The organism is Enterococcus ureilyticus, assembly GCF_001730315.1.
GTDB lineage: Bacteria > Bacillota > Bacilli > Lactobacillales > Enterococcaceae > Enterococcus_L > Enterococcus_L ureilyticus.
Genome location: NZ_MIKC01000003.1, coordinates 79,896 through 94,550, shown reverse-complemented (window position 1 = coordinate 94,550; position 14,655 = coordinate 79,896). Strand labels below are relative to the sequence as shown.

The 14,655-nt window shown below is 36.3% G+C and carries 17 protein-coding genes; 6 read left to right on the top strand and 11 right to left on the bottom strand.

The window, feature by feature from the left end; translation table 11 throughout:
* Nucleotides 1-5: 5 nt before the first annotated feature.
* Nucleotides 6-875: an SPFH domain-containing protein gene (locus BCR24_RS02880; RefSeq protein WP_069639062.1), complete on the bottom strand. Its 870-nt coding sequence runs from the start codon at nt 873-875 to the stop codon at nt 6-8.
* Between the two features lie 167 nt (nt 876-1,042).
* On the opposite strand from BCR24_RS02880, the gene BCR24_RS02875 reads away from it, so the two are divergent.
* Together BCR24_RS02875 and BCR24_RS02870 are read left to right on the top strand one after the other, a co-directional pair.
* Nucleotides 1,043-2,014 carry a ring-cleaving dioxygenase gene (locus BCR24_RS02875; protein WP_069639061.1) on the top strand — a complete coding sequence of 324 codons (972 nt, stop codon included), beginning with the start codon at nt 1,043-1,045 and terminating at the stop codon, nt 2,012-2,014.
* Nucleotides 2,015-2,037: 23 nt separating this feature from the next.
* A complete protein-coding gene (locus tag BCR24_RS02870) occupies nt 2,038-2,658 on the top strand; it encodes a flavin reductase family protein (RefSeq protein WP_069639060.1) in 621 nt (206 codons plus the stop codon).
* 97 nt (nt 2,659-2,755) lie between these two features.
* On the opposite strand, the gene BCR24_RS02865 is transcribed toward BCR24_RS02870, so the two are convergent.
* The 4 genes from BCR24_RS02865 to BCR24_RS02850 form a co-directional block, all read right to left on the bottom strand.
* Entirely contained in the window at nt 2,756-3,118 is a 363-nt protein-coding gene (locus BCR24_RS02865; RefSeq protein WP_069639059.1) for an iron-sulfur cluster biosynthesis family protein, read from the bottom strand.
* Nucleotides 3,119-3,271: 153 nt separating this feature from the next.
* Nucleotides 3,272-3,763 (bottom strand): gamma carbonic anhydrase family protein, encoded by a 492-nt coding sequence (locus BCR24_RS02860; protein WP_069639058.1) that lies wholly within the window; start codon nt 3,761-3,763, stop codon nt 3,272-3,274.
* A 127-nt stretch (nt 3,764-3,890) separates the two neighbouring features.
* Nucleotides 3,891-5,657, bottom strand: a complete 1,767-nt coding sequence (efrB, locus tag BCR24_RS02855) for a multidrug efflux ABC transporter subunit EfrB (protein WP_069639057.1) — start codon at nt 5,655-5,657, stop codon at nt 3,891-3,893.
* Entirely contained in the window at nt 5,654-7,384 is a 1,731-nt protein-coding gene (locus BCR24_RS02850; RefSeq protein WP_069639056.1) for an ABC transporter ATP-binding protein, read from the bottom strand. The genes efrB and BCR24_RS02850 overlap by 4 nt, the downstream gene beginning before the upstream one ends.
* A 194-nt stretch (nt 7,385-7,578) precedes the next feature.
* Between BCR24_RS02850 and BCR24_RS02845 the strand changes: the two genes are divergently transcribed.
* The 3 genes from BCR24_RS02845 (at nt 7,579) to rnjA (ending at nt 10,142) form a co-directional block, all read left to right on the top strand.
* On the top strand, nt 7,579-7,968 hold the full coding sequence (locus tag BCR24_RS02845; RefSeq protein WP_069639055.1) for a YbaN family protein: 390 nt from the start codon (nt 7,579-7,581) through the stop codon (nt 7,966-7,968).
* Between the two features lie 289 nt (nt 7,969-8,257).
* The gene (locus BCR24_RS02840; RefSeq protein WP_069639054.1) at nt 8,258-8,470 is read left to right on the top strand and encodes a DNA-directed RNA polymerase subunit epsilon; all 213 of its coding nucleotides are present in this window, start codon (nt 8,258-8,260) and stop codon (nt 8,468-8,470) included.
* A 1-nt stretch (nt 8,471) separates the two neighbouring features.
* On the top strand, nt 8,472-10,142 hold the full coding sequence (gene rnjA, locus BCR24_RS02835) for a ribonuclease J1 (RefSeq protein WP_069639053.1): 1,671 nt from the start codon (nt 8,472-8,474) through the stop codon (nt 10,140-10,142).
* A gap of 245 nt (nt 10,143-10,387) precedes the next feature.
* Here rnjA and BCR24_RS02830 read toward each other — a convergent pair whose 3' ends face one another.
* The 3 genes from BCR24_RS02830 to BCR24_RS02820 all read right to left on the bottom strand — a co-directional run bounded on the left by BCR24_RS02830 (nt 10,388) and on the right by BCR24_RS02820 (nt 12,693).
* Entirely contained in the window at nt 10,388-11,602 is a 1,215-nt protein-coding gene (locus tag BCR24_RS02830) for a nucleotide disphospho-sugar-binding domain-containing protein (RefSeq protein WP_069639052.1), read from the bottom strand.
* A complete protein-coding gene (locus tag BCR24_RS02825; protein ID WP_083244290.1) occupies nt 11,599-12,033 on the bottom strand; it encodes a MerR family transcriptional regulator in 435 nt (144 codons plus the stop codon). Before BCR24_RS02825 ends, BCR24_RS02830 begins: the two co-directional genes overlap by 4 nt.
* Before the next feature lie 210 nt (nt 12,034-12,243).
* On the bottom strand, nt 12,244-12,693 hold the full coding sequence (locus tag BCR24_RS02820) for a universal stress protein (protein ID WP_069639050.1): 450 nt from the start codon (nt 12,691-12,693) through the stop codon (nt 12,244-12,246).
* A 178-nt stretch (nt 12,694-12,871) separates the two neighbouring features.
* On the opposite strand from BCR24_RS02820, the gene BCR24_RS16810 reads away from it, so the two are divergent.
* Entirely contained in the window at nt 12,872-13,021 is a 150-nt protein-coding gene (locus tag BCR24_RS16810) for a hypothetical protein (RefSeq protein ID WP_167351501.1), read from the top strand.
* 134 nt (nt 13,022-13,155) lie between these two features.
* On the opposite strand, the gene BCR24_RS02815 is transcribed toward BCR24_RS16810, so the two are convergent.
* The 3 genes from BCR24_RS02815 to radC form a co-directional block, all read right to left on the bottom strand.
* A complete protein-coding gene (locus BCR24_RS02815; protein ID WP_069639049.1) occupies nt 13,156-13,344 on the bottom strand; it encodes a hypothetical protein in 189 nt (62 codons plus the stop codon).
* A 215-nt stretch (nt 13,345-13,559) separates the two neighbouring features.
* Nucleotides 13,560-13,760 (bottom strand): cold-shock protein, encoded by a 201-nt coding sequence (locus tag BCR24_RS02810; RefSeq protein ID WP_010760372.1) that lies wholly within the window; start codon nt 13,758-13,760, stop codon nt 13,560-13,562.
* A gap of 147 nt (nt 13,761-13,907) precedes the next feature.
* On the bottom strand, nt 13,908-14,576 hold the full coding sequence (gene radC, locus BCR24_RS02805; protein ID WP_069639110.1) for a RadC family protein: 669 nt from the start codon (nt 14,574-14,576) through the stop codon (nt 13,908-13,910).
* Nucleotides 14,577-14,655 lie beyond the last annotated feature (79 nt).

Here is a 14,655-nt window from a genome sequence, read left to right as displayed (position 1 = left end):
TTTGTTTATCGTTCATGAACATCTCCAGTGTTGATTATCGGCTGCGTTCCTTTATCTGTAATGATTGATACTAGCAGATTATTAATCAATTGAACTTTGCGATCGTCTGTGAAATTGATTTCCTGTCCATCTTCAATTTGTTCTAACGCCATTTGAGTCATAGATACCGCACCTTCAACAATGATTTGCCGCGCAGATAGAATGGCTTTGGCTTGTTGTCTTTGCAACATCGCACTTGCAATTTCAGTCGCATATGCAAGGTGGTTCAAACGGGTTTCGATCACTTCAACGCCAGCTGCTGCTAAGCGTTCTTGAAGTTCTTTTGCCATTTCTTCTGAAACTTCATTGGTATTGCCACGTAAAGTGAGGTCGTCTTCATTAAACGTATCATATGGATATTGTGTCGCAATGTGACGAATCGCAGTTTCACTTTGAATTTCTACAAAATCTTGATAACGATCAACGTCAAACAACGCTTTAGCTGTATCAACTACTTTAAATACCACCACAGCAGAAATTTCAACTGGGTTACCATCAGAATCATTTACTTTTAACAATGAACTATTGAAGTTGCGTACCTTTAACGAAACATTGATTTTTTGTGTTAATGGCGTTGTGACGAATAAACCATTATCCTTGATCGTGCCGAGATATTGTCCAAAAAATAAAATGGCTTTGGCTTGATTGGGACTAACGATCGTTAGCGAGCTTAAAAATAGCGCAGAAATCACCCATAACACCATACCGATCGTGATCATACTAAAGCGTTCATCTATTACCCCGATATACAGACAATAGCTACCAATCACAAGTAAAATAACCAATACTACCAATGCAATGTAGCCATTGACATGAAATGTTTTTTTCTCTTCCATTATTCTCCCTACCTTCTTTAACAGCTTCGTAATCTTATAGTACTCCTCTTTAATCTTTCTATCAATAGTTAGGAAAAGTAAAAAAGGTTGCTTATTTATTAGTTTAGATGTAAACTTACTTTTAGTAAGTTAAATAAAAATAATTATCAATTCGGAGGTTTTATATTATGAATACACAAATTCGCGGAATTCACCATGTTACAGCCATGACATCAAGTGCAGAAAAGATTTATCGTTTTTTCACTGATCTGCTAGGTTTACGACTGATCAAAAAAACTGTTAACCAAGACGATATTGAAACGTATCATTTATTTTTTGCAGATGACCTTGGTTCTGCCGGTACAGACATGACATTTTTTGATTTCCCTGGGATTCCCAAAGGAACTAAAGGAACCAACTCAATTTCTCACACATCGTTCCGAGTAAAAAATGATGCTTCTTTAGATTACTGGGTCACCCGCTTTAACGAACATCAAATCGATCATGGCGAAATTCAAGAACGTTTCGGCAAGAAATATCTAGAATTCGAAGATTTTGATAATCAAAGATATCAATTGGTTTCAGATGAAAACAATCAAGGTGTTGCTAGTGGCACGGCATGGAAAAAAACAGATGTTCCTGCTGAGCATGCCTTAACTGGATTGGGACCTGTTTTTGTAACCGTAGCAGATTTTGACCATATGCAACGTGTTTTAGTAGGCGTTTTAGGATTTAAGCTGATTGATGCCGAAGGTCGTTTCCATTTATTTGAAGTAGGAGAAGGTGGCAATGGTGCTAGTATTATCGTTGAACATCGTGATGATTTGCCTGATGCGCAAGAAGGCTTTGGTAATGTCCATCACTTAGCTCTTCGTGTTGCAGATCAAGAAGCTTTGCGCTTTTGGATCGATAAAATCAATCAGCTTCAATTCCCTAATTCCGGATTTGTTGAACGTTTCTACTTCAAATCTGATTATTTCAGAGCTGCTCCGCATATTTTATTTGAACTAGCAACTGATGGTCCTGGTTTCTTAGAAGATGAAACCTACGAGGCTGCAGGTGAAAAATTAGCTTTACCACCATTTTTAGAAGGAAAACGCAAAGAAATCGAAGAATTTGTACGTCCTTTTGATACTTCTGATGCAAATAAAGCACGTTAAAAACAATGGATCGGAGAAGAAAAATGCTGCATTACCCGACAAACAATTTATCAGCAAAACAAGCCTATAAATTTCTTTCTGGCAGTATCATTCCACGCCCAATCGCATGGGTCACAACATTGAATGATAAAACTCAAACGATCAACGCTGCTCCTTTCAGTTTTTTTAATGCTGCAGCTTCTGATATCCCATTAGTAACATTATCAATTATTAGAAGAAACGGCGAAATAAAAGACACCGCCCAAAATATTCTGGCGACTAAAGAACTTGTGATTCATTTAGTCAATGATCAAGTTGTCGCGTCGATGAATCAAACAGCTGCCTCTTTGAAGGCTGATCAGAGTGAAATCATTATCAACAAGATAGCAACGATACCAAGTAAATCAGTTGCTGTTCCTGGCATCAAAGCAGCACCGATTCGAATGGAAGCACGTCTCTACCAGTATGTTCCTATCAAAAATCACGAAGATCAAATTATTACTGATTTGTTTATTGTAGAAATAACAGATTTCTATTTTGATGAAGCGATTTTTGATAAAGAAACTGAATATATTTTACCTAAAGCCTTTAATCCAATTGCCCGTTTAGCTGGTAATACCTATGCTCATATCGACGGATTATTTGACTTGAAAAGACCAGATTAATAGAGGTTCGGACAGACGTTGAATCGATCCGAGATTCGTTCGAAATTTAAAGAACTGAGGGAAAACTCATAGAGTTATGCCTCAGTTCTTTTTTTATTTATTTACTTTTTTCTGGTCGCAAATCTACAATTGGAACATTACCGTCTAGGACTCCACTTGGACTTTTTAGCTTAAAGACTTGCAAACGTGGATCGATTTCCAGCGTCATTTTTTCATCTAGATAGCGTTTAGAGTAATCCTTGATATAGATTGCACCAATATCTGAATCTAAAGTCAAACCAAAATCTGATTTATCTTGTAGTTGATCCAGTAGCAATAGACGAAAACTAGTATCGAGTGAACAAACACCCATTTTAGAATATTTGCCAACACCATCATCTAAATCCAATACAATGATTGCCTTATCTTCAAGATAAGGCATCAATTTTACCTGTGCTTCCTCACTGACGTTTAAAAACATCTACTCTTCACTTCTTTCTTTTATTATAATACTAAGCCTAACACCTAACTATATTTTTTTCGAAAGATACGTGCTGAGCAATTGTTCAACACACTAAATGTGAATCCGCCGTTGATCGACTTGATAACTAATCCATTATTAGGTGTTTTACTATTAAGTTAGCCTTGGATACTGATCTGCTGCAAATTCTTTTGATCGTTCAACATAATGTTGCGCATTTTCTTTATTTTTCCGAAGCTCTTCTCTTGTTAAAGGGCGAATGACTTTGGCAGGTCGGCCAAACGCTAAAACATTCGCTGGAATTTCAGTACCTTCTGTGACTAAAGATCCTGCTCCGATTAAACTATTTTTCCCGATAGTTGCGCGATTTAAAATAGTTGAGCTCATGCCAATTAATGCGCCATCTTCTATTTTGCACCCATGGAGCATACAATGATGACCAATTGTGACATTCTCTCCAATAACGACTGGGGCATCCTTATCAACATGGATGACAGTGCTATCTTGAACATTACTTCCTGCATTAATCGTAATTGAATTATTGTCACCTCTTAGCACCGATTGAAACCAAATACTAGTATCTTTTGCTAGCCTCACGTCGCCATAAACGTCGGCGCTTGGCGCAATAAAATAATCATTTGTCATACATTTCACCTCTTCTTATTGACTATAAGTATAACAGATTTCTAACGTTTATTAGATCAGTTCGCTTTTTTGAATAGTCATTTAATGAAAAAAAGACACCCAAACTAGGTGTCTTCCTTGCTCATCTTTAATCATAATCGCCGTCTTCAGCAAATTGACTATTGTATAATTTTTCATAAAAGCCGCCTTGCTCTAATAGCTCATTATGCGTTCCTTTTTCGATGATCGCTCCTTGATTCATTACAAGAATCAAATCAGCTTCACGAATCGTTGACAAGCGATGAGCAATCACAAAACTTGTACGACCTTCCATCACACGTTCCATGGCTTTTTGAATCAGCGCTTCTAAACGCGTGTCAACAGAACTTGTTGCCTCATCTAAAATCAAGATTCTTGGATCAGAAATCACGGCTCTTGCAATGGTCAACAATTGTTTTTGTCCTAAAGAAACGTTATCTCCTTCAGAATTGATTTCCATCTCGTAGCCATCTGGCATTGTACGGATAAAATGGTCCACATTCGCCGTTTTGGCTGCATCCACCACTTCATAATCAGTCGCATCTAATTTACCAAAACGAATATTATCAGCGATCGTCCCTTCATATAACCAAGCATCTTGTAAAACCATGCCAAAGACTGAGCGAACGTCACTACGATCCATTTTCTTCGTATCGATTCCGTCAATTTTGATTGCTCCATCACTGACATCGTAAAACCGCATCAATAGATTGATCAATGTTGTTTTCCCTGCGCCAGTTGGTCCAACAATTGCCACAGTTTGACCAGCTTTGACTTCAAAATTTAAGTTTCTGATCAACGGTTTTTTAGGATCATAACTAAAGCTAACATTATCAAACTGAACTGAACCATGAACTTTTTCTGGTAAAGGAATATCGTGCTCATTTAACTCTTCTTCTGGTTCATCTAAGATTTCAAAGACACGTGTCGTCGCAGCAGAAGCACTTTGAAGTGCAGCGGACAGCTGCGTAATATTCCCCATCGGTTGACTGATCTGCCAAATATATTGAATAAATGCTTGTAGCTGTCCAACGACAATAACTCCTGTGATCACATAATAACTCCCCAAGACAGCCATACCAATATAGGTACCATAAGCGGTCATTTGTACAAGAGGCAACATCAATCCAGAAATAAAAGTTGCTTTAAAGCCAAAGCTATTTAAGTTATGATTGACCTTTTTAAAACCATCTAACGTTTCTTTCTCACGTCCATAAAGCTTTAAGACACTAAACCCTGTCATATTCTCTTGCACATATCCATTTAGATTCCCAAGTGCATTTTGCATGCCTTGGAAATATTTCTGTGAAAACCCAACAATCGTTTTTGAAATAAACAACGACAATGGAATCATCACGATCGAAATCAATGCCATCAGCCAGTTGATATAAAACATCATTGCAATCGCCATTACGATCCCTAAAACAGCTGAAACAATATTAATAAAACTTTGCTGCATAGCATTACTTACTGCATCAACGTCATTAGTCACCCGAGACAAAATATTTCCTTGTTGATTTTTATCAAAATAAGAAACCGGCAAACGATTGATTTTTTCATCGATATCTCGTCGTAAATCACGCATGGAATGCTGCACGACTGCGGCCATAAGATAACCAGATAAAAATTGTGCCACACAATAACCGATCCCTACAATTAAAATCCAAATCAAACACTGGATGATATACGCATAATTTAGTCCTGTCCCTTCAGCCACATTCTTACTAATCTCGGTGATTGGAAGTCCAGAAACATAAGGTAGAGCCGCATTAAAAGCAACTGTTAAAACAGTAAAGATAATCACTAATATAAACGTTCCTTTATATGGATCGATATACTTACCTAAACGTCTAATGGAAGAAAGTGCGTTTTTCATGCTAATTCCTCCTCTGACAATTGAGAAGCGGCAATATCATAATAGATAGGACAATTCTCAAGTAATTCGCGGTGGGTACCGATACCAACAACATCGCCTTCGTTCAAGACTATGATTTTATCCGCATGCATAATTGTTCCAACACGTTGAGCAACGATCAAAACAGTTGATTCTGTTGTTTCCTTTTTCAAACGAGCTCGTAAATTCGCATCAGTTTGGTAATCTAGTGCTGAAAAGCTATCATCAAAAATATAAACTTCCGGGCGACGGATGACAGCTCTAGCAATCGCCAACCGTTGTTTTTGTCCACCAGAAAAGTTTGCTCCGCCTTCTGAAAGAAGCTCGTCATATCCTTCAGGCTTTTGTGAAATAAATTCCGTTGCCTGAGCAATATCCGCTGCTTGTTCCATCTCTTCAATCGTAGCATCTTCTTTACCATAACGCATATTTTCTGCAATCGTTCCAGTAAATAGCAACGCTTTTTGCGGAATATAACCGATTTTTTCACGTAAAGTACTTAGTTTATAGTCACGAACATCTACCCCGTCCAACAAAACTTGGCCTTCTGAAACATCATAGAAGCGAGGGATCAGTTGGATCAATGTTGATTTTCCGCTCCCTGTACTACCAATAAAAGCTACTGTTTCACCAGGAGATGCTGTAAAGCTGACATTTCGAATTACTGGGCTTTCTGAATGCCCTGGATAAGCAAATGTTACATTTTTAAATTCTAAATAGCCTTTTGTTTCTGTTTCAGTTATACCTGCTTCATTTTCACGAATCACAGGCTCCATATCAAAGGCTTCTTGAATTCGGCGAGCAGAAACGGCTGCACGAGGATACATCATGAAAACACTAGCAAATAACATAAATGAAAATAGTGCATGGAAAATGTATTCAATAAATGCTATCAAGTCACCCACTAATAAACTGCCTTGATCGATTTGGAGTGCCCCATTCCAGATAATCAATACCATCACGATATTAAAGAGGAAGAAGAAGCCTGGTTGAGCCGCTGCCATCAAGCGAAAAAGGCTCTTAGAGCTTTTAGTATACTCTTCATTGACTTTACTAAAGCGACTTTCTTCAAATTTCTCATTAACAAACGCACGGATTACTCTTAATCCAGAAAGATTCTCTCTTAAAATTCCGTTGATCCCATCTAAGTTTTTTTGCTGCTTGTTTGATAGAGGTTCTGATATCTTAGCAATTAATACCACTGCTGCCAAAAGAAATGGCAAGGCCCCTAAAACAAACCAACCTAAGGACGGACTCGTCCGCATGACCATGTATAAGCTGACAAAAAACATCATTGGTGTCATGAAACCGATTCGCAAAATATTCCCCATAAACAACATGATTTGATATGCATCATTGGTTGTTCTGGTGATCAATGATGATACACCGATCGTTTCATATTCACGATGGGAAAAAGTCTGTACTTTTTCAAATAAATCATCACGAATATCACGAACAATATTTGTTGTCATGCGTGCGCCAAAATAGCCCAACATAATATTCATTGCTACACCGACAACAGTGATTCCTATCATCAACAAACCTTGCTGCTTTACATAATTGTAATCATTGTTTTTGATCCCAACATCGATCATTCGTGCTAAAATCGTTGGTAAACCAAGTTCTATCAATATAAATCCAAACACACAAATGAAATCTAAAAATAATAATTTTTTATATCTCATCGTGTAACGCCACATCAATTTCAATCAATCATCTCCTATCCCAATTTTTAATCCAGTACTTCCACTATAGCATAAAACTAATAGTCAGGTAAATTATATTTAAATAAAAATCAGAGACTTTTCTTCAGAAGAATAAACTGGACAATTTTTACTATGTTATAATAGTAATTACTTTATTTTTTCCACCAATTATAGAATGAAAGTGATGGTTCAATTTAATGAAGAAAATACTTTATATGGCTTTAGGTTGTCTGACCTTCGGACTGGGAACATTAGGCATTTTCCTACCGATTTTACCCACAACGATTTTTTATATTTTGACTGCATTCTTTTGGATGCGCAGCTCTGACTTTTTGTATAGTAAATTTATTGAATCAACTTATTATAAAAAATACATTCAAGAATCAATCATAGAAAAGAAAATCACACCCTTTGGCCGAGTGAAATTATTTTCAACTTTGTTTGTGATCTTTGCGATTCCTTGTTTGCTCGTTCGTAATCTATTCATGACAACGACTTTAGCTATCGTTTTTTTAGCTCATCTGATTGGTTTAAATTTGTATTTTAATAAAAAGAAAATCACACCTTTAAAAGAAGCTAATAAATAATAAGGTTTTCGTTAAAGCGACAAGTCTGATTCTATACTTATTCATTGTTTTGTGATAAAATACCTTTAATTGTTGTACAACACAACACAAGGGACGGTTGAAAGAAAACAAGTTTCCATAAAACAAGTAATGTGGAGCAAAGTCGAGGCTTCATTTCATCATTAACTCCTGTTTCTGATGACAATTGTTTTAAAGGTGGATAACCACCTCGTTTTGTTGTGTTCAAAATTACAGTAAGAAAATATAAAAATAAATATCAACTGCTTTGGCAGATAAAGGAGAAAAAAATATGATTTATAAAGTTTATTATCAAGAAACAAAAACAAGAAACCCAAAAAGAGAAGATACAAAATCGATTTACGTTGAGTCAGAAAGCGATGTTATCGTTCGTCAACAAGTAGAAGAAAATACCCCATACAATATTGAATACATCCAAGCTCTTGATGAAAATCACTTGGCTTATGAAAAAGAACATGCGGAATTTTCTTTAACGGAGTTTTAACATGAAAGTAAATATAAAAAACAATGAAACCGGCGTTTTTGCAATAGGCGGTTTGGGCGAGATTGGGAAAAATACTTATGGGGTTCAATTTCAAGATGAGATTATCATTATTGATGCTGGGATCAAATTCCCAGAAGATGATTTGCTTGGGATCGACTATGTTATTCCTGATTATAGCTACATCGTTCAAAACCTACACAAAGTAAAAGCCTTGGTTATCACCCATGGACACGAAGATCATATCGGAGGCGTTCCTTATTTATTGCGCCAAGCCAATATACCGATCTACGCTGGACCTTTAGCTTTAGCTCTGATTACAAACAAATTGGATGAACATGGTTTATTGCGAGATGCTGAGATGCATGAAATCAATGAAGATACTGTGATTCGTTTCCGCAAAACAGCAATCAGCTTTTTTAGAACGACTCATAGTATCCCTGACGCTTTAGGTGTGGTTGTGAAGACACCTTCTGGTAATATCGTTGCAACGGGCGATTTTAAGTTTGACTTTACACCAGTTGGTGAGCCAGCTAACTTGCATCGAATGGCAAAATTAGGTGAAGAAGGTGTTTTGTGTCTTCTTTCAGATAGTACAAATGCTGAAATTCCAACTTTTACCAAGTCAGAAAAAACGATTGGTTCTTCTATTTTAAAGATTTTTGAAAAAATCGAAGGTAGAATCATCTTTGCAAGTTTTGCTTCCAATATTTTCCGTCTACAACAAGCAGCGGATGCAGCTGTGGCAACGGGACGAAAAATTGCAGTATTTGGCCGTAGCATGGAAAATGCAATCGTTAACGGCGAGCAGCTTGGCTATATTAATGTACCTAAAGGAACGTTTGTTGATGCTAGTGAGCTGAACCAATTACCTGCTGGCGAAACAATGATTTTATGTACTGGCTCTCAAGGTGAACCGATGGCCGCTTTAAGCCGAATTGCTAACGGAACTCACCGCCAAATTTCAGTCCAACCGGGAGATACAGTCATCTTTTCAAGTTCACCGATCCCTGGAAATACAACAAGCGTTAACCGTCTGATCAACTTGCTTTCAGAAGCGGGTGCTGAAGTTATTCATGGAAAGATCAATAATATCCATACTTCTGGCCATGGTGGTCAAGAAGAACAAAAATTAATGTTGAGTTTAATGAAACCTAAATATTTTGTACCAGTTCACGGTGAGTTTAGAATGTTGAAAATCCATGCATCCTTAGCACAAGATGTCGGTGTTCCAGCAAACAATTGTTTCATCATGGAAAATGGTGATGTGTTAGCCTTAACTGCTGATGATGCTCGTATCGCTGGGCATTTCAATGCCAATGATGTCTATGTAGATGGTAACGGTGTTGGAGATATCGGTAATGTCGTCTTGCGTGACCGCCGAATTCTATCTGAAGAAGGTTTGGTTTTAGCAGTTGCTACAGTCGATATTAAAAATAAAGAAATTTTGGCTGGTCCAGATATTTTATCTCGCGGATTTGTCTATATGAGAGAATCAGGCGAAATGATTCATGAAGGACAGCGTTTATTATTCAATGCAATTCGTGAAGCTCTACGTGATGAAAATTGTACAGAAGCAAAATTATGTGATGCGATAACTGCTGCATTACAGCCGTTCTTGTTTGAAAAAACTGAACGTCATCCAATGATTTTACCAATGATCATGACATCTTAAAACTTAGCTAAAGTAAAAAAGCCTGAAACATAACTCAAAAAGTTATGTTTCAGGCTTTTAGTATCCGAATAAACAGTTGGGGTAGAAGCAACTTCTTCTGTCCCAACCTTTTACTTACTGATATTTTTTAACACAAACATTTGTAAATTTTTATTTCCAAGCTTTTCTCTTCCTTCATCGTAATATCTTCTAGTACAATGAGACATTTTCTTGAGTATGTATAAGATCGAGTATTTGTCACACTACTATTCTTTATTTAAAAATTTGCCTATTTCTTCTGCAGCTAATCTATTTCCCTTAATTTCACCAAGCTCTTGCTGCAATTTTCTTGCTTGGACAGTGTAACGTTGATTTTTTAATAGTTCGTTGACTTTTTCTTTAAATAAAACGTTGTTTTTTAATTGCTTTTGTTTCATTGAAAGAGCATTTCCATATTCAACGCAACAGCTAATATTATATTCCTGTTCTTTTTGTAAACCAATACCTAAAAAAGGTTTTCCTGATACGCAGGCAGTTTGTACCGTTCCTTCTCCACCATGAATAACAGAAGCTGTAACGGCTTGTTGTACTTCTCTTGCTGGCAACCAATCATAAAGATGAACATTTACTGGAAGTAATGCTATTTGTGTCTCCGTTAAATAACTTTTCATCGGACTGATCACTTCGACTGAAATACCCGCAAAACTTTGCAATAAGTCAACAATAAGTTGACGATTTGCTGAACTGCCCATACTGCAAAAGATTAATGGTTTTTCAGATGATCCCAGTAACGTTTTTAAACCTAATGGTATTTCTTTTTTTAAGTTCGCGAAAATGGGTCCAACATAAATAGAATTTTTTGGTAAGTCAGGGTTTCGAGTCAGGTTTACTGGCGTGGTGATGCAATTTAGATCTGCATCTAATGCAGCTAACGTATACTTGAATCTATGCTTCACATCATACTCTTTTACAAGTTTTTTGATACTTTTGGGCAGCCATCTTAGGTTTAAAAAGATTGATTGGACTGCTTTCCTGCAGTATTTAGTTGAATGTTTTAGAAATAATGGACTTCGTACATGAGCTTGAGTGTAAGCATACGGTTTTACATAAATCAATGGTGTCTCTTTGACGCGAGCACTTATCAGTAAACTCATTGTAGAGCCAATTATGATCCCATCAGGTTTTAGTTCTTCGATCAATTGAATTTCATTTTCTATTCTTTCTTTTAACATACCGTATGAGAAAGGGAGCTTTATTGTTTTCATTTGATCAAATTTCATAATCATTTTAATCTGCTCTTCCGTAAGCTGAGGTGCTAATAATCGAAAAGAAAACCCCTCAGCTTCTATAAATGGTACAAATTTTGTACTATAGCCCATAAAAATACAATGCGCATTTTCCTGACACTCTTTTGCTACTTCGATCATTCTAGTCGTTTCAGCTAAATTGAATGTTTCAGGCGCAAATAATAATGTTTTCATTGAGTGTCTCCATTTGCTACAATCGTTTGGTAAATTTCTTCAATACAACAATCGATCTCGCTTTCCTCTTCGTTAGTGAAATTTATTATGTCTGGAATTTTATCAAATAGAGCGACCATTTGTTCATAGTAATCGATTTTATCTTGGAAAAGCTTCTTCTTGGCCGCTATTAATTGTTCTGTTTTTTCAATGCAAACACTCGTTGGGTCAATTTGCATCGTATTTAACACTGTCTGCATTTCTTCAAGACTAAATTCACCATATTTCATAACTAATATGTATTTGATCATTAATAGATCACTTTCTTGGTATACTCGATAGCCATTTTCTTCTCTGCTTGGTTTTAGTAAGTCAACTTTGTCGTAATATCTTAATGTTGATTTTGGGATACTAAGTTTTTTCGCTACTTCTTTCACATTTTTGCCCATCATTTCACTCCTCTAATTTCTTTGCTAGTACTATAACATGAAACCAAACTTTAATGTCAATGGCAAAAAAAAGAGACTGTGGCATAACTCTACGAGTCATATCTCAGTCTCCAGGAATCTGACTAAACGGTGGGAGAAAAAAACAGGTCTATTCTTATGTTTCGAGGTTAAAGACTTCTGTCCCATCCTAGTTTTTGATGCGTATTACAAATTTTAAACTACATTATTCACGACTAAAACATTGGCTTTTGTGTGATTAACAACATAAGAAGTCGTTGAACCGACCATCAACCGTTCAAAACCATTCAATCCTGTTCTCCCGATTACAATTAGGTCTATCGGTTCTTTTGACTCTGTAAAATCAGCGATCAACGATTTTGGATAACCATACAGTACATATGTGAAAACTTGAGCTACTCCTTCTTCAAGGGCCTTTGCTTCTCGGTCTTTCATCTCTTCTTCTTCTTTTGTCCGAAGATCTTCCATCAGTGTTCCCATCGACATTGTCAGTTCGCCAAAGTAATTGCCCATCTCTTCAATGACAGATAAAATGTGTAATGCAGCACCGTTGCGCTTCGCAATTTTTATTGATTCTTGAAATGCTTTATCTGCCTGATCCGAACCATCTACAGCGACTAAAATATTCTTATACGATTCTTCCATGATAAAAACCTCCTTCTCTTCTCTCTTCATTATACTACTTAAAACTGCTTTCAACAAAAAATACTGCTAAATTAAAACTTTCCTCTTTACACATCAAACAAGCCATGTTATAGTAATCATGGAATTTCGTTATCAGATATCGTCGCCTTTCATTAAGAATCAAGAAAGGAGAATTATTATGACATTTGGTAATAAAGTATTAAAATACCGTGTAGCACTTGATACAGAGAAAAATTTGTTTATGGCTATCGATGCAAATAACCAAGCAAATATTGCTTATGGTATCACGATTACACAAGCAGTAAAAGAATTGAAAAAATCTATTTAAGGAGTTATCAACCTAAATGAGCGATTCAAGTTCTAATACGATTTAAAGGCATCCTGTGAATGGTAAATCACGGATGCCTTTTTTGTTTTCTTAAATTTCGCTTAGCCATTCCTCTTATTTTTTAGTGTGGAACATCATTTTGGATAATTAAGATAAATCATTATTAAGCTAACTGCTAACAATACAAAGCCAAATGCGCCTAGTGGAACCACCATACCATTCCACGCTTTTTTATTAGTAAAGGCTCGCCAACGATAGAGAATACTTGCTAACCCAAGAAATGCCCAAGATACAAAAAAGATCGCCAAAGAAAGATTTAACATATTTATCACCTCTTAATAAAGAGTTTACAACTTCTAAAAAAAAAAGATAGTAACAAAAATGTAAGGAAAACCTAAGTTGCTCATCCATCAAACGAATGAACCTTCTCTCCCTTCGTTCGACAAGTACTTTGTATCCTCAGCTCTGCAAGTAGTCGCTTTGATTTAAAATAAAAAAAACACTTAGCAAATTTGCTAAGTGTTTTGGAATGGATGAATTAGTTTTTTACAACGTTAACTGCTTGAGGTCCACGATCTGAATCTTCAACGTCGAAGCTTACTGATTGACCTTCTTCGATTGTTTTGAATCCTTCTCCTTGGATAGCTGAGAAATGTACGAATACATCGCTACCATCTTCGCGAGAGATAAATCCAAATCCTTTTTCTGCGTTAAACCATTTTACTGTTCCTTGTTCCATTCTTTGTTCCTCCTCGTGCTTAAGCACTAAATATTGTAACATTGCCCGTGTACGATAGAGGGTTTTAAAATTAAAACTTCTATATTGTCCCAAACAAGATTACAGATATATTGTACATGTGAACCTTCATTTTTGCAAGAATTCTAGTCAGTCTACAGCAAAAAAATTTTCTTCTCTCATGCTGATGTAAACTTGCTCTCCAATGATGATATGATCCAATACTTCGATCCCCATCATTTTTCCACATTCCTGCATTCTTTGAGTAAAGTGTATATCACTTTCAGATGGTGTTGGATTACCACTTGGATGATTATGTGCGAGGATCAAACGCGCGGCTGAACATTTCACTGCGCTACGGAAAATTTCTCTCGGATGAGCTACTGACTGGTTCAAGGAACCTTTAAACACCGTCTCCTGCTTGATCACTTCATTTTTTGTATTCAAATATAAACAAACTAAATGTTCTTGCTGAAAATCTTGTAATTCATAGATTAAATTTTGAGCAATTTGATAACTAGACGACACCTTGCCAAATTTCAGTTGGGTACTTTGCTGAATTCGATACCCAAACTCAATAGCTGCTCTTAGTTCAATTGCCTTAATTCTACCAACCCCTTTGATTTCCATCATTTCAGTAAGTGTTGCATTTTTTAATTCATATAAATGATTGAAATAATTCAAGAAGTTTGAAGCCACTTCCATAACATTTATATTCTTTGAGCCCGTACGTAATAGAATGGCCAATAACTCTTGATTAGACAATGCCTTCTCTCCTACAACTTCCAAACGTTCACGAGGCAGACAATCTTCCGGCATTTCTCTAATAAATAGTTTCTCTTCTTTAATCAAAAAATCACTCCTTTATACGCTTCTACTACAAGATACGCAAAGGAGT